Genomic DNA, 22,267 nt, shown 5'->3' with positions numbered 1-22,267 from the left:
TTACGAATTGATCGCGCGTCACTGTCGGATAATCGAACGGCCTTTGACATTGAAGGCGCCGGAGTCATGGCTTTACGACTTCGAAGTTGAGATAGAGCCGCTCATCAGGTTGCACGGAGCAAATCCGACTTACAAGGTGATGAACTCCCCCGCTTTGTCCGCAGCTAAGTCGGATGGAAAGCACAGCGTGGCCGCTATGTCGTTCATAATGGAAGGGTGAAATCCATCGAAGAAGGCAACAAAGACGCGGGATTTCATCGTAAACGCGGCTCATCTGGGGAGTCAGCAGGGCAGCTATTGGATAAAATAGTGGTCAATGAATCCATATGTTGCAAGGTTATTGCCGTGATTGTGTCATGGACTGTTGGCGAGGTGAAAATCAGTCGCATTTTGGAATTTGAATCGCGCGCAGCACCGGAATCTCTTTATCCCGGTATGCGGCCAGAACTCGTCAATCCGCACCGGCACTGGCTTGAACCGGTACATCTCGATCCGGCAAATGGGATGCTCATAACGTCGCACCAAAGTTTTCTCATCCAGACGAATTCCCATGTCCTGCTGGTAGACACGTCTACTGGCAATGACAAAACACGGCCGCAAAAGCCTTGGTATCATATGAAGAACTGGCCCTTCATCGAGAACCTTGCCGCTATAGGCTATCAACCGGACGACATTGATGTGGTGCTATTCACCCACATGCACCTCGATCATGTCGGCTGCAACACGCGCCTTGTGAATAATTGCTGGGTACCGACTTTCCCAAAAGCTCGTTATCTTTTCGTGCGCGAAGAATGGGATCATTGGCGCATTCGCGAGCTACGCGATCGTTACACGACCGACCCATTCTTTGAGGATAGTATACTACCTGTGATTGATAGCGATCTCGTTGACTTCGTCGCCATCGACCACGTCGTCAACGATCAAGTCGCACTTGTGCCAAGTCCCGGGCATACGCCGGGACATGTCTGTGTGCATGTCCGCTCTGCGGGCGCAGAGGCGGTGATTGGCGGTGACATCGCCCATACAGCGCTGCAATACGCCCAGCCCGAGTTCAATAGTTGCTTCTGCATCGACGGCGAGCTTGCGCGGCGCACGCGGCGCAACTTTTTGGAGACATATGCCGAAAGACCTGTGCTGATTATTAATTCGCATTTTCCGACGGCCGGGTGGATCCGCAGGCAAGGTGATGCATTCAAATTCGATTCTCTTTCCTAGCCGCTGGGGGACAACGAGGGGCGTATCATATGTGGCGGGGACGGGTGGCCACAGCGACAGCGCTTCTTACGACCGGGTTCAATTCTACGCCGCATGATTTTTTGGCGTCCTCGAAATCGAGAGTTCGGGTGAGGCGGCCGATCGAAGCCGGTAATCAAGAGAGTGCCATCGGGCGCGAGCCGAGCGCTAAGGGCCGATCGCGCTGTCGAAGATAGCCGATATCGTGGCTCGAACAGCACGTGGTCTCGGGCCTGGTCCTGATGACGTAGGCAAGATCATCAAGGACGAGGAGATAGAAGCGATCGAAACGGTTGATAGCCGCCTTGAGGTTGGGCGAAGGGGCCATCCGGCGGGTCGGCTAACCGGCCAAAAACGGTCGATCGCAGTCGGCTGCGATAGCGTGCTTGCCCGTGCTCAGCTCCCTTTTCGCCGGAAAAGCGCTTCCCATGTTGCGGGTTGGTGTCAACTATCTCCTCGGCTGAAGTGCGACTGACGCAACCAACATATTCGCTTTAGGCGGCGCAGGATTTCGGCTTTTCAATGAGCCAGATTGGTGAAATTCATCATCATGAGCCCGATACAATTTTTCGAGAAACATAGAGCCGCCTGCGAATCCAAGAGGTCGCGGATTCAAGAGAACAGGTGAGGAAACAGTTAACCAACCGCAAGTGCCTAATGAAGGTCTATGGGTCCTCGCCATGACTCAAACTGTTGCAATGGTCAAGAAAAAGATCGTGATCTGGTCGTCGGCGAGCGCCGCAGAGATGGAAGTGCCAGATGCACGGAGGACGATACGGGACCATGCCAGGCGCTATCGAGGGCCTTGGCTCGCCGATTTCGAGCCGCCCACCCAAGGCTTGGTCCTAGTGGCAGGGCATTGATCAATAACATGCCGCCACATGCGACATGGGCGTGAGATTCCGGGAGCCGAGAACGTGCAGGCGGTGGCGACCAATCGAGGCGATCGGCCAGCCGACGGTGCTTTCATTGCGGGCCTGAGCGGTGCAAGTCGAGCTTCGCGCGGTGATCATCATAGGTCGGAAAACCGAGTTCTCGGGCGCTCGACAAACCATGACGACGACTTTCAAATTAGGGAAGCGGCCAAATGCAATGGGGTCTCCCATCCCGGGAGACTTGGTGACGGAGGAAAAGGATAATGAGAAAGGTAGTAATGATCACCAGCGCTTTGGCCGCAATCGGCCTAGCAGCGGGTGCGCTTGCGCCAATGAAATCGGCCTTTGCGGCCGATCAGCTCACGGTCACCCACGGGGGCGGATCGTGGGCGAAGGCCCTGCGGAAGGACGCGTTCGATCCCTTCACAAAGAATAGCGGGATCAAGATCACTGAAGCCGAGTACGATTTCGGCAATGCCAAAATCCGGGCGATGGTCGACACGAATACCGTGATTTGGGATGTGGTGGTGGTCACCGAGGCTCAAGCCAAGTTATTGTGCGCCGAGGGGACCATTGAAATGATCGATTGGAAGAAGCTTGGCCTCGACCGGACCAACTTCCAGGGGGGCGACCACGCGGACTGTGGAGTCCCGACCCACTTCTCTGGTAACGTCGTCGCTTATGACAAGGTCAAGCTGCCGAATGGCCCGAAGACCATCGCCGATTTTTTCGATCTGAAGACCTTCCCTGGCAAGAGGGGACTTTATAAGAGTCCCGCGGTCAATCTCGAATGGGCCCTGATGGCCGACGGGGTGCCTCCCAAGGATGTCTACAAGGTCCTCAACACGCCCGAGGGACTTGACCGTGCTTTCAAGAAGCTGGACACGATCAAGAAGGACGTCGTCTGGTGGACCGCCGGAGCTCAGCCTCAGCAACTTCTCGCCGATGGTCAGGTCGTGATCAGTCAAGCCTGGAACGGCCGAGTCTATGATGCTGTCAAGAGCTCTGGCCAGCATTTCGTGATTATGTGGGACGGCGCGATGGTGAACGGGAATGCTCTGGTCATTCCTAAGGGCACTCGACATCTCGAGGATGCCTACAAGTTTCTGGCCTTCGCCGGTTTGCCGCGGGTCCAGGCCGACCTCGCAGACGACACGGCCTACTCACCGGCAAACAAGGATGCGGTCGCGCTCATTGATCCGGCAATCCGCCCCTTTTCGAATGCCCCTGCGGATGTCGGTGAAGCTATTCCGGTTGACGCAACGTTTTGGACTGAGAAGGGCGATGAAATACGCCAGCGCTTTGCCGGCTGGCTCGGGCAGTAAGACCGAGAAGCAAAGAGACCAAAGCCCAGCCGCGGGGAGAATTCTCCTCGCGGCATCAGCCGGACAAGCGAAGGAATCTGGTATAGTGGAAACTTAAATACTCTCGCACTGACGTCGTTGTCACGAAGCAGGGTGAAGCGCCCGAGTAAGCGTGAGGACGAACATCGATGGACCCGTGAGCGTCGAAACAAAGGGGCTATCGGCCAAAGAAATTCAATCGGCACCAGGAATTGGGCAGCCGATGATGTCGCGTCACTAGTGCTTGAATCGCTGAGACAATGCCAGTTGATGTTACCTTCGCTCTGGTGCCGCCTTCCTGCTCCGCGTTCCAGGCGCACTTCCTGGGATTTTGAAGCCCGATCGAGCTCGTGAAGCGAGAGCGCAACATATCTTCGAGCGCCAACTTGGTGTATGTGACGCGCGCCTGCAGGATGCTTTTGGCCAATGACGTGCGATTCAGGTTGGTCCGGCAATAGAGATCGTGGATCGGTAAAGCCTGCCAGATCGTACGCGAACTGCCATTACACCTCTGCCACCGTCTTCCTTGTCTCGTGCGTGCAAGCCTCGGCGAGTGTAGATTATCGAGGAGTGCTTTTGAATGTCAATCGTGTGCTCGCGAGACACGCCTCAACGAAGTGAGAGGCGCGCAGCAATTTCGCATCCTCGCCGCGTGGGCCGACCAATTGTACTCCGATTGGTAGGCCCGCGGCGCCGCGGCCCATAGGCACCGTCACGCAAGGCAGTTGCAGCATCGACCAGGCACCATTGAAGCGCACATCGCCCGTGGATTCTAAGCCCTCGGGCGCCTCGCCAGCCGCAGCGGGCACAAGCAAGACATCGCAATCGGTGAATAGGTTGGCGCATCCCGCCCGCGCTTCCTGCGCTCGTTCCAATGCGGTTTCGTAGGACTCAGCCGTGGCGGCCTGCTCGTACTGCTCGAACATGCTGCGGGTTTTTGGCTGGAGCTCGCCGCGCCGGAAGAGGCGTTCCCACGCGAACGCCTGGAGCGCTTGCCAGCTGAAAAGCCCATCCTGGATCTCGAGCCATGAAGCCATGCCAGGCGGCGAAGAGAGATCGCGGACTCGCGCTCCTGCCTCGTCCAGGCGTCTCACGGTGTCGATGAGGAGTTGCCCTGTCGTAGCATCGGGCGTCCCCCATGACGAAGTGTCCAAGAATCCAATGCGGGGCGTCTCCGATGCAAGATCGGCGGCGACGCGACCACCAGTGACAACCGAAGCCAGCAGCGCAATGTCCGGGACGCTTCGGGCGAACAGCCCTAGTGTGTCGAGGCCGGCGGCCAGGGTCTTGATACCGGTTACATCAGCCTTGCCGTAGGTCGGCTTGTAGCCCACCACACCACAGAACGAGGCAGGCCGGATCGTAGACCCGTATGTTTGCGTTCCGAACGCCCAGGGCACCATCCCGCACCCGACGGCAGCAGCAGAGCCGCTGGATGATCCTCCGGGCGTATGTGCCGGGTTGTGTGGGTTGCGCGTTTTGCCCGGAGTGCCGGTCGCGAATTCCGTCGTAACTGTCTTACCAAGAATGATCGCGCCGGCGGCCCGGGCGAGTGCAACGCAGGTCGCATCGTTTGCGGGCCGATGTCCTCGATAGATGCGCGAGCCGTAGGTCGTGGGCATATCCACCGTGTCGATCACGTCCTTGATAGCCAACGGCACGCCATGCAGTGGACCGCGGACTGTAGCGCGATCCGCGAGTCGGGCTTGTGCAATCGTTCGGTCGGCATCGAGGTGTTCCCACGCGTGGACGCCGGCCTCCAGCTGCTCAACCCGCTCGAGGCACGAGCGAACAAAGGTCTCGCTAGACAATTGACCTGCTGCGATCTGATGAGCTGCCTCGATCGCCGTCAATTCTTTCATGTCGTCGTCCTGTGGCTGCAAAGAACGAGGGATTGTAGGCGAGTCAGCCACGCGAAAACTGTAAATGTCGGCGCTGATCCGCGGGAACGCGGCGTTACGATGCTCCATCCCGCACGAAATTGGTTGAGTCGACGTCGTCAGAATGCGATGCATCTCCGTGTTGGCCGCGCCGTGCAAGTCAAACAGCCTGCCCATCGGCAACGTACCCGGACGGCAAGTGCAACCCAACTGGGTGCCTCGTTCTTGAAAGGAAATTTGTATACTCTTGCACGGTCATCGTTAACGAAGCAGAGTGGAGGGCCCGATGCGAGTCGACCTGGCGCGCCGCCGCAGAGCAAACCCGGAGCTGCCACGCACTAGAGCACGCGCAACATGGCTACCGAATTGGTGTCAGTGCCACTAGCGTCGCGGGCTGCTGGCCTGCCAATGGCCTGAAGCTTCACATCGTGCGGCGCTTCAAGGTTTCGCGCGATGGAAAATTAGTCAAGAAGTTCGAAGAAATCGTGGCGCTGTATATGCGACCGCCCGAGCATGCACTCGTCTTTGTTCGACGACAAGAGCGAGGTGCAGAGCTATGCGGGAAAGTGGGGTGATGACGGACTAAAATAGGGACGTATCGAGGCACGTGTCGAAGCCTGCCGGAGCCCTCAAGGAGAACGATACGCCATGAATGGGACTACCAGCATTGTCCCGCTTCGTCAGCCCGACGAGATTGACGATCCACTGACCAATGTCCTGCGTGGTGGTGCGCGGTAGCTTCTGGCGTGAGCTGTCGAGCTCGAATTCGAGAGGTCTCTCGCCACGGGGAAGGACTTGAAGCTTGCCGCCGGACGCGCTCCTATCGTGCGGCATGGTATGGTCCGCCACGATTCCAGACCGGCGTTGGTCGGGTCGAGGTCCCGCGGGCGAAGTTTCGCGACCGAGGGCGACATCGCCGGCGACGCCTGCCGGGAAAGACCTCGTCGAGCGCCTTCCAGAAGCCGAGCGCGCCGTCCTCGACGGCAATTTCCGGGCGATCTGCAATCCGCGCTGCCTGACGAGGATCAGGAGCTCGCGCCAGCTCTGCGCGCTCTTTCGCACGCCGACCCTAAAGCCGATCAATTCCTTCTTGCCTTCCGTTGTCGCGCTGATCAGTACTAGCATGCATTCGCCGTGATCTTCCATGCGGGCGAAGATGCCATCGGCCCACACGTAGACTGTTGTCGCGTCGACAAATCGCGCCTCTGCCAGCGTTCGTACTCGCGCCTTGCCAACTAGGCCATCAGCCGGGACCACCGCAGGCGACAAGTTCGACGCATCCTTCCCTCGCGAGGCCATCAGCGCGTCCTGGAAATTGCCGGTCGATATACCGCTCAGGTACAGAAGCGGCAACAGCGCATGCAGACTTCTGGTCCGCCGTTCCCACAGCGGCAACAAAGACCGTCAATATCCGGGACAAGGTCCCGCTCTCGGTGCAGCCCACCGGCGAGGCCGGTCCGAGGAGGTAAGCTCAAGATCGCTTAGAGAGCTTACAGGTCGCGGCGAGGGCGCAAAGATAAGGTATCTCGCACTCGTTGTTGCTCCGATGGCGACAGTGGTTTGGCCCTGAACAGGATTGTAACTAGGCACAAACGCGAGTTATTTCGCAGGATTTCTGCGGCAAAGGATGGTTTTTCCAGGCTATTTGCATCGTCTCTCGCTTATACTTTTGGCTACCAACTTTCGAAGGAGTTGATGAATCCGGCGCTGTTCGATCGTGATGACCTGCTGGCGCCGTTGACCACGGATGGTATGCCGGCTTGAGGCGGCATCTGCTGGGACAAGATGGCAGGCATTCAGAGACTTTCATCGAGTTTAGTTCGAAAAGTCACCGGCCGGCGTAGACCCCGCGCTACCGTGACCGATCGCGTTACTCGCTCAGGTGGTCCGCCGAATAGGCTCTATCCGCTCGACGTCGAAGGTGCATCCATTCATTGCTCTGTATCCAATCGTTGAGGGCGTGTCACGGCGTACATCCTGGAGGATCTAGATAATTATGCCCGCTCTTCGTGATGGTCCATTCTCCCCTCTCTTCTCACCTGTTCCTCTGAGTGGCACTTGCAAATTCGAAGACCTCAGGCATCGAAGTCTTTCGGGCCAGCTGGGAAATGCGCTCCAACATGCCCCCGAAGGCGATTGCGTTGCGTGGGGCATTCCATTCAAGGTCAATGGCCCTCTTTTGATTCGGGACCGCCCAGTCGAGTGGGACATCACTCCGACTGCAGCAAGGTGGTTCATCTTCCTGCACACATCCGACGTTCGACCGGATGAAATCGGTACCGTCTCGCTGCAGAACACTGTGGCGCTCGGCGCGCTTGAAGCGGTTTACGTCTTCTGCTTCGAAGATGGCACGGAAGAGCGCGTAGAGATCCGTCGCAGGCATCAAATTGGACCCGTCCATCCCTTTTATGGCGAGGGCTGCACGGAAGCAGTGCCTGCAAGAAAGCCCCGTCCCGCGCCACAAGATAGCGACAAGGGAACGCTACGCGACTCTTGGGGATATCGGCAGACCCGCGCTTATTCGGGCGACCGAGGACCGTGGAACAACTATCTTTGGGCATTCGAGAACCCGCAACCGCAAAAGCCTATTACGCGGCTCAGATTCGAGCCAAGAGGCGGCGCCATCCTCGTCTCGGGAGTGTCCACGGCCGATACGGCTTCGAATCCACTTATTTGGAACACGAGACAAAAGGCCGTTATCACGCTTCCTGTCGATAATTCAGAGGAGATCGAGAAATCAGTACAACTCGACTTGGGTCAGGTGATTTCACTGCGACCGCATCTGATCTATCCGGACACGGAGTGGTCGAGTTCGCGCCAGAATCTCCAACCCGTGAGAGCTCCAAATGAGGTCCTCGTCGAATATTCGGCGCATCCGGAAGCGTCCTTCCATCTGCGCGACGGCTCGAAAATCCGGGTGCCTCAAAGTGCCGATGAGATGTCCGTCGCTGGCTGGAGCATCCGGAGCGTCGATCCCGCGGTCCAGAGAGTCAAGCTTCGCGTCGTCGAAAGCCAGACCAGGACCGCTATTCCGGCGAAATTGCACTTCCACGGACGCAGTGGTGAATACCTGGCACCGTTGGATCGCCACCGCGTCCCGAACGCTCGCTGGTTCGAGGACCTGGGATCGGCGAGTTTGTGCCACGGAGACCATACTTGCACGTATATACCAGGCCAAACCGTCATTGATCTTCCTCTGGGCCAGGTTTACGTCGAGGTCACAAAGGGGTTTGAGGTAAAGCCGGTACGGACGATCATCAACATTACAGGGACGACCGAAGACGTTGTCATTGAGTTGGACAAGGTCCTTCTTTGGCGCGAAAAAGGGTGGGTCACGGCTGACACACACGTCCATTTCCTGTCGCCGACGACCGCGATGCTCGAAGGCGCGGCCGAGGGAGTCAACGTAATCAACCTGCTTGCCAGCCAATGGGGAGAGTTGATGACGAACGTGGGCGACTTTGATGGCAGGAGCACATTCGGCTCCAGGGCGGCTGGTGGTGATGGGGAATATATCGTTCGGGTCGGCTCGGAGAATCGACAGCACATTCTGGGCCATATTTCGTTATTGGGCTACGAAGGCAGCATCATTATGCCACTCTGCTCTGGCGGACCTCACGAGTCAGCGATCGGCGATCCGGTCGATGTTCTTCTCACAGAATGGGCGAAGCAATGCCGAGCCCAAGGGGGGCTCGTGATCCTGCCTCATTTCCCACATCCCCGCCTCGAGAATGCCGCAACCATCGTCGCTGGGGAAGCGCACGCGGTCGAGATGTGTTCAAACGACGATTTTTACGGCGGAATCAATCCCTATTCGCTGCTCGATTGGTATCGATTCCTGAACAACGGCTACCTTGTCGCTGCGGTCGGCGGAACTGACAAGATGAGTGCTCGGGATGCTGTGGGAACAGTTCGAACTTATGCGTACGTTGGTCCAGATCTCGAATTTACCTTTCAGTCATGGGCAGCAGCAGTCAGATCCGCAAGGACATTCGTGACTTTCGGTCCGCTGGTGGAGTTCGAAGTCGATGGCCGACCAATGGGCGCAGCGCTCCACATGTCGGCATCGGGCGGGTCAGTCGATGTGACATGGCGAGTTGCCAGTGTGGTCATCCCCATGACCAGGGTCGATTTGATCGTCAACGGAACGATCAGGGAAACGCGGACAGTGAAGGCTGACGAGGATCAAGGGAGTTGGTCGATCAAGATCAACAAGAGCGCCTGGATCGCGTTGCTTGTCCGCGCGAAATATAACGACAAGCCGGAAATGATTGCTGCTCACACTTCGCCTGTGATGATCCATGTCGAGGGTTCGCAATTCTTTGCGGCAGCCGACGCACTGACGATACTGGAACAGATCGAGGGCACGATGGCCTATATCGATTCAATAGGCACACGAGCTGACTCGGTACGAAGAAAGCAGATGCGCCTAGTATTGGAATCCGCATATCGGCGCCTGCACAATCGGTTCCATGAAGCCGGCCTTGACCATCACCACTCTCCGGGGACGCATCATTCGTGAGCGACTGATTGTCATTTTCTCTTTCGACTCGTAAGCGCTCCCCACGGCATTCAGCAATTAGCCTCTGGCGCTAAGCGTCGGGTTTTAGGCGTATGACCGCCGCAGGTATTGATGGGCAGCGCTTCACAAGAGTGACGAACTGGCCGCCGCTAGCGTGGCTCGTGGTTGCGACGGAGACGTTGACGCTAACTCGAAGCAGCGTTGTTCGGGGCCCATTCTGGTTACGGCCGTTACGCCAAGAACGTGCCTGCACGCAAAAACGGATGTCAGCCAGCCGCATGGCTGCACCGGCCTCATTCCTATGGATTGCGGCAGCTTCCGACTAGATGCCGAGATCACCACCCTACCTAGCCTGTCTGCGTCACGGAGAACGACTGGTGGAAGATGCGGTCGCTTCCAGCACACGCAGAAGGACCTGAATGGAGATGACCTGTAGCTCCATCACGTCATCTCGGACATCCGCGGTGCATCCGGGGATGCGGATCATCCAAGCCATTGTCGCGGGCGAGCGCGATCCCGACGTGCTGGCGACCTACTGCGATGTGCATTGCCATTTCTGCTTCGAGACGATCCGAGCCGCACTCGCCGGCAACGATCGCCAGAAACCTGTCTTTGGCAGTCTATGGAACTTTACGGCGGCTACCACGCCAAGATGCTCGACTGCGAACGCGAGCTGAAATCCTTGATAGCGGCACTAACGACAAAGGGCCACGCTGGTCGACAAGCTCCCCAGGTTAAACATTAAGCGACTCAGTACACCACCGTTCGATGTGAGGACCGCTATATCCGGCGTCCTTAGTTGGTCTGAGCGAGGTCCATGGGTCGGACCCATCACTTGCGTTGAAGCTCATTGAGGAATGCGGCACTGATTTCAGGACGCGGCCGGCTCACAAGCAGCTCACTTCTGGCTTTGCATGGCACCGGCGAACAAACGCTTCGGCAGCTAGGCGCTCACTTCGCGAGCTGGGCCTACATCGAGACCGATTCGGGTTGGCTCCTCTCCGCCGCTGTCATGGATCTGTACGGCCGCAGCACTATCGGCTGGGCAATGGCGGATCTCTTGCGTGCCGACTTTCGAGGCGTTCTCGAAGCAGACCGGCATCAAGCTCACTGACGACGAGTACAATGGCGAGCTCGCGAAGATGATCCAATGGTTGATTCCAAGTCCGCAAGCTGGGACGTGGTACACACGAGGGCGATCTGGTCCATTCAGATATGCGATCAGGGCCCCGATCGAAAGATCGACTGGGAGAAGCTGCGCCTCGACCGGTCCAAGTTCATAGGGACGGACAAGGTTGACTGTGAGGCACCGAAGTTCGCCCGACCTGATCGCCTATCACAAGGAGAGGCTGCCGAATGGTCCGAAACCATCACGGGTGTATTCGTTCAAAAAACGTTCCTGACAAACGCGGACTTTACGAGCGTCCCGAAGGCACTCTCGAATCAGCTCTGGGGCGCCCATCAACGACGTCTACAAAGTCCTCAGCACTCCCAAGGGGGGACGGTGCTTTCAGGAAGCTCGACGTGATCAAGAAAGAAGTTACTTGGTTGCCAGTCTGGCGCGCAGCCAGCACAGCTTCTCGCGGATCGGCAGGTCGTCATGACCGCGGCGTGGAACGGCGCATCTACGACGCCATCAAGAACCCCGGCAAGCATTTCGAGAGTGATGTGGGACGATAACACGTGGGGCGGGAGTCTGGCGATTCCCAAGGGCACTCCGCGGCGAGAGGAGGCGTACAAGTTCATCGCCTTTGCAGCTTCGCAGCTTCGGCACGTGCGCAGTCGAGCTTGACCGGCTAGTTTTCCTTATCGCCAGCCAACAAGGAGTCGATGGCTTTCGTGGATCCAACAATCCTGCCCCACCTTCCGACTGCACCTGACCATGTAATCAGTTCCATAATAGTCAATCCAATCCTCCGGGTTGAGAGAGGCGCCGAACTACGCCAGCGCTTTAACAGTTGGCTCGAAATTATCCAGCGGCGCATCCCGCGCGCCGACATTCTCGCAGGTCATCCTGGCGCCCGATGACGGACGACGACCATTGGAAGCCAGCATAAGGAGCGAGACATGACGATGCTAGCCATGCCAGGAACGAGTTTCGTTGTGATCAACCCTAAGCTCTTTGTTGACTGTTTCAAGCCGTGCTCGATGACCCAACGATGCTTTCATCGGCCAGCTTCTGCATGCAGGTGCGCTTGAAGCACGATTCAGACAAGAGGCCTACGGCCGTCTGCAATGTTGGGGCGCATTAAAAGACGTCCATTCGCGACAAGGTCGTCGTTGCATTCAGACTGTCATTCGGCCTGCAATATTTGCAAACGATGAAGTAATTGCGGTCGGCGCCCGCGGCTCGAAATGTCCGCTATCTTCAAGCCTTCCCGCAATCCCGCGAATCGGAGGGGCTATGAAGCAGTATGTTGGGTTGGATGTCTCGCAAAAAGAAACATCGGTGTGTGGTCGACGAAGTGGGGCAGGTCTTGTTCGAGGGAAAGGCCAAGTCCGACCCGGGGGCGCTGACGGCACTGCTTCGCAAGCGAGCGCCACAGGCGGAGCGCATCGGATTTGAGACCGGGGCGATGGCGAGTTGGCTATGGCATGAACTTCGTAGGGTTGATCTTCCGGTGGTCTGCATCGACGCGCGTCATGCCCACGCGGCTTTGTCCGCATGCATGAACAAGAGCGATCAGAATGATGCTCGAGGTTTGGCCGAACTGGTGCGGGTCGGCCGGTACCGAGAAGGCAAAGTCAAGAGCGAGGAAAGTCAGAAGATACGCGCGATACTCGTCGCGAGATCTCGGCTCGTGGCCATTCGTCGAGATATCGAGAACCAGGTCCGCAGTCTAATCAAAGAATACGGCTTGCTCTTCCCACGCGCGATCGGACTGCAGTTCCGCAATCAGGTCTGCGAGCTATTGGGCGAAGATCATCAGCTCCTCGGTGTGATCGCGCCGCTTCTGTCGATCCATGAGCAGATCTGCAAGCAGCAAAGCAAGTTCGATGACGAAGTCCGCCAGTTGGCGAAGTCGGATGAGACAACGCGCCGCCTGATGACGGTTCCTGGTGTCGGCGTGGTGACCGCCTTGACTTTCCGCCATACGATCGACGACCCATCGCGCTTCCGATCGGCATCCAGCGTCGGCGCCTATCTGGGTCTTACGCCTCGACGCAACCAGTCTGGCGAAACTGATATCAACGGCAAGATATCACGATGGGGCGACCGTCTTCTTCGAACTTACCTGTACGAGGCGGCGACCGTCCTGCTTTATAGAACGAAGAAATGGTCCTCTCTCAAGGCTTGGGCATGAAGCTCGCCAAGCGGATTGGCATGCGAAAGGCAAAGGTCGCCATCGCGCGCAAAATCGCCATCGTTCTTCACTGTATCTGGGTCGACGGCACATCGTTCGACTGGGCCAGGCGAAGGAAGCCTGATCCGATCTTGTAAAGTTCCTGGTCCGGTCTGCCGGACTGGCGATGTCCCGCTGGGACGGTGTTGTGGCGACCTCGGTCAATCGACTGGTGGCGGCTCGTCCGCATTCCGCTGCAAACGCTGAGGCGCCCCGACCCGGACATCATCGTGAGGCGCTGCGCGACCTCGGAAAGGACCATGTTTCCAGCGAAGACATCAACCAGCTCCGGCGATCCAGTGCCTTGCCGGCAAAGCACGTATCAGCCGCGCCCGCGCCGTCTCCGCAATCCGGACACAGCTCCGACGGCGCGAGCGCTAGCACCGTGCCGTGGGCGAGTTAGAAATGCAAGCTTGACAACAAACCTCAATTAAAGGGCCGATTGACATTCAGACGTCAAGATCAGCCAGCTCGAGATTGGTCCGGTCGCACCAGCGCGGACCTTTCGTCTCTTCGCTGACGGCCGGCGGCGCCAGACCTTCTTGGGAAGGCTCTGCGCGATCGCGGGGGCGATGCCGACTGGTTTCAAGCGAGCGGGGTCATCGGTCCATTCATTTGGCGGGTAGAGCGTCCGGTGGATGAAGGAATGGCCTTCGCGACGCACAGCATGCGGATAAGACGAACCCCAAACGTCAGCATCTCTTCAACCGACGCGCCACCAATCATCAGGTCCAAAATCATGGAGGTCCATAAATTCAGAACCTTCAGGAAGATGCAACTGTGATGCTAGGCTGCCGGCTCGAACATGCACTGGGAACAGTCGGTCAACCAGATCATGCAATCGCTCCGAGGTTCGCTCGGCAAGATCATCGCGGTACCACCGTCGGGACGCGATTGTCGCTTGCATTTGGTAACACGTCCGGCGAGTCGGCCCACGAAACTTAGGCAGATCTCCGCTGAAGGTATGCTCGGTCCCAAGCCCGAACAGAGTTCTTAATGTGGAACTTGCGCGGCCACATCGAAGCTTAGCTTGCACGAAGCTGAGATAATTCGCCGGTGTCGCGGTTCACCGCTAACAGAGACATTGCGAACTCAATGATGCAGCCGCCGCGTAACACTTGGTCATTTGGCTCTAGACTCACACGAATAATCTCCATTTCGCAGTATTTCTGCAATCGCGAGCGCCTTTTGCGGGTAAAACTCGCTGACTCATTCTAACTTAGTGCATTGTAGTCTTTACGAAAAAGATCTGCGTTCGGAGATAAGTATGGAAATTATTGATCTCAGCCGAGAGCTGTTTCATCGAACGGCAACACACCCCGCACATCCACCATTTATAGTGTCTGTCTGGGATGATCACGATACCAAGTGGATAGAGGGGAGCTCGGTCGGCAGCTCGAAGGCCGTGTCTATCTCTTGCAGCGATCACGCTGGCACGCACGTCGATGCCCCGGTTCATTTTGATTCTCGACCCGGCGCGCTTTCGATTGACCAAGTCCCGCTTGAGAAGTTCTACACAGAGGCGATCTGCTTGGACTTGTCGCATGTTCCGTTGGAGCATGCCGTTACAATTCCAGAGATGGAAGATGCACTCAGACGATCGGGGCAGGAAATCAAGCCGGAGGACACGGTCCTGCTTTACATGGCAACGAATGATCGGCTCTACGGCAGCAAGGGCTATTTGTTCGATTTTCCTGGGCTTGCGCCCGAGTCAGTTCACTGGTTGGCTGACAGAGGTATTGGTATGTTTGGAGTAGAAGCTATCAGCCCTGCTCCTACAGGCGAACTAAACTTGATAGCCCACAATATCTGCGCCGAACGAGGCATCACCCACATCGAATGCTTGTTCAACCTTGACAAGGTTGTTGGCCGTGGCCGCTTCCGCTTCGCAGGATTTCCCCTCAAGATCAGGGGAGGGACTGCGAGTCCTATTCGGGCTGTGGCGATTTTTGAGTAGCCAGAAATGCCCGGGGTTCCTCGTTCTTTCTCATCGTCTGCTCACGAGTGGCAATCAGATGCGTCAAAACTCTCCGAAGCGCTTGAACGACGAGCAGTGACACCTATCGAATTGTTTGAGATGTTTTGGAAAAGATACGAGCGTATCGAGCCTCTTATCAATGCGTTTATGTTCGTGGACAAAGAGGGGGCGAGGCGCGCTGCTGAGGAGGCGACGGTTCGCCAATCCAGCGGACTTAGGTTGGGCCCGCTAGACGGCATCCCGATCGCGATCAAGGACAATCTATTTGTTAAGGGAATGCCTGCTACTTGGGGCAGCCGCATTTTTGAAGGCTATGTTCCGTCTTGTGATGATATTTGCGTTGAAAGGCTGAGGGCCGGAGGCGCAATTCTGTTTGGGAAGACGACCACCCCTGAATTCGCGTTGCTCGGCCGGACGTTCAGCGATTTGAAGCCGAGCACACGGAATCCCTGGGATTTACGTTTAACGTCGGGCGGCTCGAGCGGTGGCTCGGTGGCGGCAGTCGCTTCTGGAATGGTGCCACTCTCGTTGGGCACGGACGCTGGTGGTTCGACCAGGATGCCGGCCAGCTACACCGGGCTTGTCGGGCTGAGGCCCTCCAACGGTCGAGTCCCTCGCCGATATGGATTCCTGCCCATGGCGCTGGATTTCCAAACAATTGGTCTCGTTGGCCGAAGCCTGGCTGATATTGACCTTCTGTTATCGGTAATAGGTGGTCCGGATCGGCGCGATCCAGCGTCGGTCAACCTGCCGCCAATCTCGACTCCGCACCGGCCTCTCAGGATTGGTTGGTTCACAACCATTGGCTCCGAAACCGTCGACCCGGAGGTCGCGCGTGCTCATCGGGACGCGCGAGGATGTCTTGTTTCACAGGGATGCCAAGTCGAAGAGTGTTTGCCTCCATTCAACCTGAGCGAGATCAATGAAATCTGGGCGACTCTCGCTCCGGTGAGCGTAGCCCGAGTAGCTCTGTCCTATCCACAACACCAGGGCCAACTGACCGATCAGATCCAAGAGCTGGTTCGAAAGGGTCAAGAGATTAACGCTACCTCTTTCCTTCGTGCGATCGACCGATTGGCCGAGTTTCGTGCGGAAGTAAGTGCCGCATGGGGAGAGTTTGATGCGTTGCTTACGCCCACTGCGGCATCGCCAGCATGGGACGCCGAAAGTGCGTGTCCCGACACAATCGGCGGGCGTCCTGGTACCGCAGCAACCCAGAGTATGTTTTGCAGCTGGGTCAATGCCGTCGGATTTTGCGGCTTGAATATTCCGGGCACTCCGCACACGGATGGCCGACCGATCGGTCTCCAGATAGTGGCGCCCTTTGGCGATGACGGCCTCGCGCTTCACCTAGGTAGGATGCTTGAGGAGGCGTCTCCTTGGATACATCGCCGGCCAAGCGGCCTGGAGGAAAGCTAGAGCGGGACGAACAGAGTGGCTTCGTGCGCAGAGGGCGCGGACGTCGTCGTGAGCCATTTTTTGTACTTCGCCACCGTAACCCATCGACCCCCGTCGCGTCCCGCCGCTTTTGCCGTCGAAACGCCCGAAGCAGGGCTCCCTCGTCGAGGTGGTGCAGCAAGGCTGTGAACAAGGTTTGAGCAGCCTGTGAGCAGCCTGCTTGGCTGCGATTACTTCCATAAGCCATCGATCCCGACGTTGCCGCGACGCGTACTCCCCGGACGTGGTGTCGTTGCCAGCTAGTTCCGCCGCAAATCGCCCAGACTCGCCGTCTTCCTGGATGAGACCAACGTACTGGAGGATGGTCTTGAAGACAAACATTGGCACACCGGCCTTCTCTCAATGTCCTTCTCCTCGGCTCAGCTCTGAGGCAAATACAAACGATAGGCGATCGGCAGGTCGTATGGTGATTGGCCCTATCCCGAGCTTATCCGCCGTGCTCACGAAATAAGGCAGCAGTTGATGCTGCGCTCCAGCGACGTGATCGCCGCCATCGGCTCTACGCTCTTGTGCTCGCTAGGCAGCATCAGGCCAACGCAGTAATCGCGTATGGCTTCGCCGATCCGCAAGACCGGGTGACGCTCACCAGCTCGTCCAGTAAGCCTTGTGGAATTTCCGTGCATTCTTGCCGAAGATTGCGGGATTTCTGCAGGCGAGCGACGCAATTGACGGATTTTCCTCCTGATTGAAATGCAATGTTGGCTAGTGCACTGCCCGAAGCAACGGTTTCGGCTTTGGCAGACGTGACAACCATGTCTCTTTGTGAGCTCTCTCATCGGGTCCTGTAAGGCGATTCACTACCGTTGAAGCTGCTAGATGTCCGGCCTCGGATAACCTTGAACTTGGAGGAAAATAGTGACCATCGAGCGCATTGAAACGAGTTCGCGAATGAGTCAGGTCGTCGCGCACGACAACACCGTTTACATGGCAGGTATTGTTGCCAACAAGACTGCTGGTCAGAGCGTGATCAAGCAGACGGAGGAGATCCTTTCAATCATTGATGGCTACCTCGCCAAGGCCGGGACCAGTAAATCGAAGCTTCTGTCGGCCACGATATATCTTACCGATATGGAGCGCTTTCCGGAGATGAACGCGATCTGGGACGCCTGGGTATCGCAAGGCAATACGCCAGCGCGCGCGACCGTCGGAGTAAAGCTTGCTGGAACACAATACAATGTTGAGATCATGGTGATTGCGGCGAAATAAGCAGGAGCAATTCCGATCAAGCACTCCGCACACGGATGGCCGACCGATCGGTCTTGAGATAGTGGTGACGGCCTCGCACTTCACCTGGGTAAAATGCTTGAGGAGGCGTCTCCTTGGATACATCGCCGGCCAACCGGCCTGAAGGAAAGCTAGAGCTGCACGAACAGAGCGGCGGTTGTACTTACCATCTGAGTGCCCATGGGTTCCTTTGCAGTCGGTGCCGCCATCCCCGGTGGAGTCGATCGCATGTATATCTTCAACGCACAACTGAGTTCTCGTGCGCGGCCTCAAAAAATCAACTCAACTAAAACGAAAAGGATATCAAGATGACGGTTCGAGCAACACAAAGCATTGAGCTGGACCCCGAGGTTCGGGCAATAGTTCGCGGCGAGCTTGTAGAGCTTGCAGAGCTAGAGAGTACGGACATTCGCGAGAAGGTGATTGATGCCTGGACTTACGCGCTGACTCGCGAGGGCTGCCGGAGCCTCACCGATCTACAAGGCTCAGCCCGTCCAGACGGTTGGGTGCTAAAGACGGGATCGCAGCTCGACCACGTTCGCGGCGTAACCAGATTATCGACGCGTTATGGCGACGAACTTGCTCTCATGTATCCGTCGCTGCCGCTAAAACGAGACGTACTGATCGCTGGCGCCATGATTCACGATGTCGGCAAACCGCTTGAATATAATCTACAAAAGCGGGAACTGTGGTCAAGCAAGACTCACGTGTCAGGCTGGCCCTCGGCTCGACATCCGGTCCACGGATGGCATGTCTGTCTCACCGTCGGACTCCCAGAAGAGATCGCGCACATTGCAGCGGTCCATTCCAGCGAGGGCAACTTCGTAGTGCGCTCGCTCGAGGCTCGAATCGTTCACCACTGCGATTATGCCCTTTGGGATGCTCTCTGGGTTAGTGGCGAGTTGAAAGATCCGCCACCGAAGCTTAATCCTAAGGAATGAAGCGGTCGAGCCAAACGAGGCCGTAGTGCAGAAGATCAGCCAAATGGGCCATTCTGAATGTGTCTAAAGGCGAAGGGCCGTTCCTCAGTTTGAGGCGATGCGCAGTGGGCGAGGATCGAGCCATTGCTGCCGAAGAGCCGTCTCGAGCGCGCCGAGTCGATGATAGGGCTGATCAGCGGGATCGTGCATGTGCTGAAGAGCGGCTGTCGATAGGAGGATTGCCCCTCGTGCTACGGTCCGCCGACCACAATCTACAACCGCTTTCATCGATGGTCGGCGCGCTGTTTCGCGCCTGGCAACAGTAAGCCCCGATGACGTTCACATGATCGATAGCACCACGGTAAAGGCTCATCAGTTGGCGGCGAAAAGCGGAGGCGTGGGACAGGCGATCGGGCGCTCGCGCACCGGGCGCACGATCAAAAGTCAACGCCGTTGTCGACGGCCAGGGCCGGCCGCTCGCCATTGAAATAACACCGGGACAACGCGGCGGTCTTCCCCTCTGCCAGCGGCGCGCCTTTGCGCCGCCGATGCTGCCTCGATAGTGACGGCTTTCGGCTCTTCCTGCGCCAATGCGGGACCATCCCGATCATCCCGTACAATCCAGGAATCCATCCAACGCGTCATAGTCCATGCAGGGCGTCGACGTCGACGCGCTTGGTCGCATCATCGAGGCTCTGGATCAAGGTGTTCTTCGCTATCTTTCAACCTCGAGGCCATGCGGAAAAACGAACACCACCCGCCGGCCGCGAAGATGTGCGATCTGAGGACGCCAGCATCTCGTCCAGGCGATGCCGTCGTCGATAGCCAATCCGGCGCCTGCGCGACGACGTTCGGCACGGCGCCGATCGCAACGATCAGTTTGGTGAGGTGCGGCGGTACCACGCAGCAACGTTGCGCCGGCGATCGTCCCGCCTGAGGTGCCATTCGAGCTCGCGATCGACCCCGGCTCGTGCGCAACGCCGCGGTAGGGCCGCATGCCGGCGGAGAGCTCCTCGTATCACCACGTCAGACTTGCTTTGCATCGCGATCGGGCTTGCAGATGGCGGTCCGGGGCGCCGCCCAGACACGAGGCATTCTGCAGGACTTCCGCCGGGGCCGCGAAGCTCAGGCCGCCGAGCATGACATGAGCCTGCTCAAACCCGAAATTGGCAAGCCGCAGGTGACGAAGTGAGGAGATTGTGATCGAGCGATACGCCCGCGATGCCTTGCCCAAATGGCGGGCGCCAATCAAATCACCAATTTCGCTCGATCGATGAAAGCGCGTCTCGCTGATATAGTGGTAGCCCAGATTGAATCGGCGCTGGAGGGTTACTCACTGGTCGCATCACATGATCGCGCTCCGCTCATTTGCATATCGCTGCCGTGTTATTCGAAGTCGCGGCGTTCCTCATAGTGGCAGCGGCGATACGTCAGATCGCGAAGCTGCTCGGCTATAGTGTCGCCAGAAGCTCAGGGATGATGTCGTATCGTGCCGCGCCGATGCAGTTTTGCAGCATTTAAGCGTCGGGGGGCCGAAATGTGAAATTGTCGGCTTAGAGGCGCAGGTACATTGTGGGCAAATACAGGCTCACCGGAAGGGGTAAGATGGAAATCGAATGGCGGCGGCTTCGGGCTGATCAGTTGCGTGAACGCGCGAAGGAGGACGCGATCGTCATCGTCCCCGTCGGCGCGCTCGAGCAGCATGGGCCGCACCTGCCGGTCGAGATCGACAGTCTGCTCGGCGAGACGGTTGCGTTGCGCACAGCGCGCTTGGCTGCAGCGATGGAGAAAGTGGTCGTCCTGCCTATGTTGTGGACAGGTCTCTCCGAGCATCACATGTCGTTCGGCGGCACGATCACGCTGGACTTTCCGACCTTCTTCAACATGATCCGCTGCGTCTGCGAATCCGTGGTTCGGCACGGTTTCCGACGTATCGTCCTGCTCAACGGGCATGGTGGCAACGAAAATGCGCTGCGGGTCTGCGCGGACGAGCTCGGCCCTAAGCTGGATGTGCCGATCGTGCAGCTCACCTATTGGTATGCAGCAGAGAAGCCGATTTCCGCGCTGCTCGAGCGGCAGAGCAATCTCTGGCATGCCTGCGAGGCGGAGACATCGATGTGTATGGCGTTGCGGCCTGAACTCGTAGCCGAGGACCGCATACGCCTCGCCGAGGGCAACCTCACGCCCGAAGTCGCTGACCTTGTCGGCAACGGCATCTACCTCTGGCGCAGCCTCGCTAGCCTAGCCTCCACAGGCGCTTACGGCTATCCGAGTGTCGCCTCGCGCGAAAAAGGAGAGAAGCTGCTCGAGGCGATCAGTCGTGATGTTGCCGAGAAGATCTGCAACAAGGAGCTTTGGGCTCTGCCATGGCGCTAGCTGAAGCTTCTTACCCAAGGCAGCCTCTAACCAAGCGAAGTTGCGACATTCCCCCGCCGTCGGAGTTTCATGCAAGCAGGCTAACAAGGATGCGCACCCGACGTCGCGCTACCGTACGCCGGTGGTATCACGCTATACGTGAGCGCAGGTAAGCAACTGATCTGGGCCTCTTATTCCGGCTGTGGCGACTTACGGTCGCAGGCAATGATGGAGTTGCCCCTCAGAAGCCTGCAACTTGCAGCTCGAGATTCCCTAAAGCGCACGGGGCGAATCCGTCGGGAGGGGACGGTGCGACCGGACAAGCTAAAAGCGCGCGAGGAAGGTAATCTGTTTCGATCAAGCTCGATCAGATAATTAAGATGAAGCACGAGTTGGTCCAGCTCGCCGCCAAAAGCAGCGGGTGGATTGACAAGCAGCTCAGAATTGCAGCGATTCTGCAAAATGAGCTGGCTTCAAACGTGTGAAGAGCATTGTCCTCGGGGTCCCGCTAAACGCCTCTAATCGCCGGTCTCTGTCGTGAAGAAGACGTCACAGTAGCCAGGAACCTCGGCGCGAGCTGCAAGCTCTTCTTCTATCTGCCCGCCGACCGACGTCTCGTCGCTGCCTGCGGCCTTGGCAGTGCTTAGCGAACCTTTCAGCTGTCGGTTGCCGAGATTATTGCATCGCAGAGGGCGATTAAGGCGTGCAGGCCGCGACGAACGCCGCCATCCAGCATTACAATCATTTTGTCGCCCACCGCATCACAGATCTCGGGCAGCACGTCCAGCGGCGATGGCGCACTGTCAAGCTGTCGCGTGCCATTGATGGAAACCATGATGCCGTCGACACCTAGCGAATGTGCGCGGACGGCATCATCAGGAGTGCATGATTCCCTTGAGCACGAATTGCCTTCCACAGCTCGCGGTAGCGCTCGACACGCTTCCATGTCATCGGGGCGCCGAATTGACTGTTCAAGAAATCGGCTACATTTTTGGCACTGGCGTTAGGATCGGCGTAGCGCGTCCAATTGGCGAAGAAAGGCGTGCCATGTTGTAAGCACTCCATGATCCAGCGCGGATGACGCAATGCTTCCAATTTCGTCCGCCACGTCAGCTTTCCCCAACCGTTCCAATGG

The 22,267-nt window shown here is 57.6% G+C and carries 14 protein-coding genes and 4 pseudogenes; 13 read left to right on the top strand and 5 right to left on the bottom strand.

Going from position 1 to position 22,267, the window contains the following annotated elements; genetic code table 11:
* The first annotated feature begins 216 nt into the window (after positions 1-216).
* Together AC0L3S_RS31610 and AC0L3S_RS31605 are read left to right on the top strand one after the other, a co-directional pair.
* Positions 217-1,215 carry an MBL fold metallo-hydrolase gene (locus AC0L3S_RS31610; protein ID WP_259219407.1) on the top strand — a complete coding sequence of 333 codons (999 nt, stop codon included), beginning with the start codon at positions 217-219 and terminating at the stop codon, positions 1,213-1,215.
* A gap of 1,171 nt (positions 1,216-2,386) precedes the next feature.
* On the top strand, positions 2,387-3,433 hold the full coding sequence (locus tag AC0L3S_RS31605; protein ID WP_259219408.1) for a polyamine ABC transporter substrate-binding protein: 1,047 nt from the start codon (positions 2,387-2,389) through the stop codon (positions 3,431-3,433).
* A 578-nt stretch (positions 3,434-4,011) separates the two neighbouring features.
* On the opposite strand, the gene AC0L3S_RS31600 is transcribed toward AC0L3S_RS31605, so the two are convergent.
* The gene (locus AC0L3S_RS31600; RefSeq protein ID WP_259219409.1) at positions 4,012-5,508 is read right to left on the bottom strand and encodes an amidase; all 1,497 of its coding nucleotides are present in this window, start codon (positions 5,506-5,508) and stop codon (positions 4,012-4,014) included.
* Positions 5,509-5,979: 471 nt separating this feature from the next.
* On the opposite strand from AC0L3S_RS31600, the pseudogene AC0L3S_RS31595 reads away from it, so the two are divergent.
* Positions 5,980-6,239 (top strand): annotated as a pseudogene (locus AC0L3S_RS31595) (IS256 family transposase); the annotation flags it as partial.
* A gap of 151 nt (positions 6,240-6,390) precedes the next feature.
* Here AC0L3S_RS31595 and AC0L3S_RS31590 read toward each other — a convergent pair.
* Positions 6,391-6,684, bottom strand: a pseudogene (locus tag AC0L3S_RS31590) (IS256 family transposase); the annotation flags it as partial.
* A 643-nt stretch (positions 6,685-7,327) separates the two neighbouring features.
* On the opposite strand from AC0L3S_RS31590, the gene AC0L3S_RS31585 reads away from it, so the two are divergent.
* From AC0L3S_RS31585 to AC0L3S_RS31575, 3 genes and pseudogenes are all read left to right on the top strand, one after another.
* Positions 7,328-9,853: a CehA/McbA family metallohydrolase gene (locus AC0L3S_RS31585; RefSeq protein WP_259219413.1), complete on the top strand. Its 2,526-nt coding sequence runs from the start codon at positions 7,328-7,330 to the stop codon at positions 9,851-9,853.
* Between the two features lie 1,524 nt (positions 9,854-11,377).
* Positions 11,378-11,533 (top strand): hypothetical protein, encoded by a 156-nt coding sequence (locus AC0L3S_RS31580; protein WP_259219415.1) that lies wholly within the window; start codon positions 11,378-11,380, stop codon positions 11,531-11,533.
* 724 nt (positions 11,534-12,257) lie between these two features.
* Positions 12,258-13,295, top strand: a pseudogene (locus AC0L3S_RS31575) (IS110 family RNA-guided transposase).
* Between the two features lie 487 nt (positions 13,296-13,782).
* On the opposite strand, the gene AC0L3S_RS31570 reads toward AC0L3S_RS31575, so the two are convergent.
* Complete coding sequence (locus tag AC0L3S_RS31570; RefSeq protein ID WP_259219416.1) at positions 13,783-13,938, bottom strand: hypothetical protein; 156 nt, start codon at positions 13,936-13,938, stop codon at positions 13,783-13,785.
* 64 nt (positions 13,939-14,002) lie between these two features.
* Here AC0L3S_RS31570 and AC0L3S_RS31565 point away from each other — a divergent pair.
* The 7 genes and pseudogenes from AC0L3S_RS31565 to AC0L3S_RS31535 all read left to right on the top strand — a co-directional run.
* Positions 14,003-14,121: pseudogene (locus AC0L3S_RS31565) on the top strand (TrbC/VirB2 family protein); the annotation flags it as partial.
* A gap of 343 nt (positions 14,122-14,464) precedes the next feature.
* Entirely contained in the window at positions 14,465-15,154 is a 690-nt protein-coding gene (locus AC0L3S_RS31560; protein WP_259219418.1) for a cyclase family protein, read from the top strand.
* A gap of 96 nt (positions 15,155-15,250) precedes the next feature.
* Positions 15,251-16,594 (top strand): amidase, encoded by a 1,344-nt coding sequence (locus AC0L3S_RS31555; protein WP_259219419.1) that lies wholly within the window; start codon positions 15,251-15,253, stop codon positions 16,592-16,594.
* 894 nt (positions 16,595-17,488) lie between these two features.
* Complete coding sequence (locus AC0L3S_RS31550) at positions 17,489-17,839, top strand: RidA family protein (protein ID WP_259219420.1); 351 nt, start codon at positions 17,489-17,491, stop codon at positions 17,837-17,839.
* A gap of 326 nt (positions 17,840-18,165) precedes the next feature.
* Positions 18,166-18,798 (top strand): HD domain-containing protein, encoded by a 633-nt coding sequence (locus tag AC0L3S_RS31545; protein ID WP_259219421.1) that lies wholly within the window; start codon positions 18,166-18,168, stop codon positions 18,796-18,798.
* Between the two features lie 1,033 nt (positions 18,799-19,831).
* A complete protein-coding gene (locus tag AC0L3S_RS31540) occupies positions 19,832-19,969 on the top strand; it encodes a hypothetical protein (RefSeq protein ID WP_259219422.1) in 138 nt (45 codons plus the stop codon).
* Between the two features lie 413 nt (positions 19,970-20,382).
* Positions 20,383-21,153 carry a creatininase family protein gene (locus AC0L3S_RS31535; protein WP_259219423.1) on the top strand — a complete coding sequence of 257 codons (771 nt, stop codon included), beginning with the start codon at positions 20,383-20,385 and terminating at the stop codon, positions 21,151-21,153.
* Between the two features lie 634 nt (positions 21,154-21,787).
* Here the strand turns inward: AC0L3S_RS31535 and AC0L3S_RS31530 are convergent.
* Complete coding sequence (locus AC0L3S_RS31530; RefSeq protein ID WP_374762405.1) at positions 21,788-22,078, bottom strand: alpha-hydroxy-acid oxidizing protein; 291 nt, start codon at positions 22,076-22,078, stop codon at positions 21,788-21,790.
* A complete protein-coding gene (locus tag AC0L3S_RS31525; protein WP_259219425.1) occupies positions 21,982-22,227 on the bottom strand; it encodes a hypothetical protein in 246 nt (81 codons plus the stop codon). Before AC0L3S_RS31525 ends, AC0L3S_RS31530 begins: the two co-directional genes overlap by 97 nt.
* Positions 22,228-22,267 lie beyond the last annotated feature (40 nt).

The organism is Bradyrhizobium sp. Ken01 (genome assembly GCF_055807355.1).
This window is presented reverse-complemented; position numbering and strand designations above follow the sequence as displayed.

Coding starts and splice junctions, on each gene's coding strand:
- AC0L3S_RS31535 (WP_259219423.1), top strand. CDS start 20,383: ATGGAAATCGAATGGCGGCGGCTTCGGGCTGATCAGTTGCGTGAACGC.
- AC0L3S_RS31560 (WP_259219418.1), top strand. CDS start 14,465: ATGGAAATTATTGATCTCAGCCGAGAGCTGTTTCATCGAACGGCAACA.
- AC0L3S_RS31545 (WP_259219421.1), top strand. CDS start 18,166: ATGACGGTTCGAGCAACACAAAGCATTGAGCTGGACCCCGAGGTTCGG.
- AC0L3S_RS31605 (WP_259219408.1), top strand. CDS start 2,387: ATGATCACCAGCGCTTTGGCCGCAATCGGCCTAGCAGCGGGTGCGCTT.
- AC0L3S_RS31530 (WP_374762405.1), bottom strand. CDS start 22,078: ATGGAAGCGTGTCGAGCGCTACCGCGAGCTGTGGAAGGCAATTCGTGC.
- AC0L3S_RS31600 (WP_259219409.1), bottom strand. CDS start 5,508: ATGGGCAGGCTGTTTGACTTGCACGGCGCGGCCAACACGGAGATGCAT.
- AC0L3S_RS31570 (WP_259219416.1), bottom strand. CDS start 13,938: ATGATTTTGGACCTGATGATTGGTGGCGCGTCGGTTGAAGAGATGCTG.
- AC0L3S_RS31585 (WP_259219413.1), top strand. CDS start 7,328: ATGCCCGCTCTTCGTGATGGTCCATTCTCCCCTCTCTTCTCACCTGTT.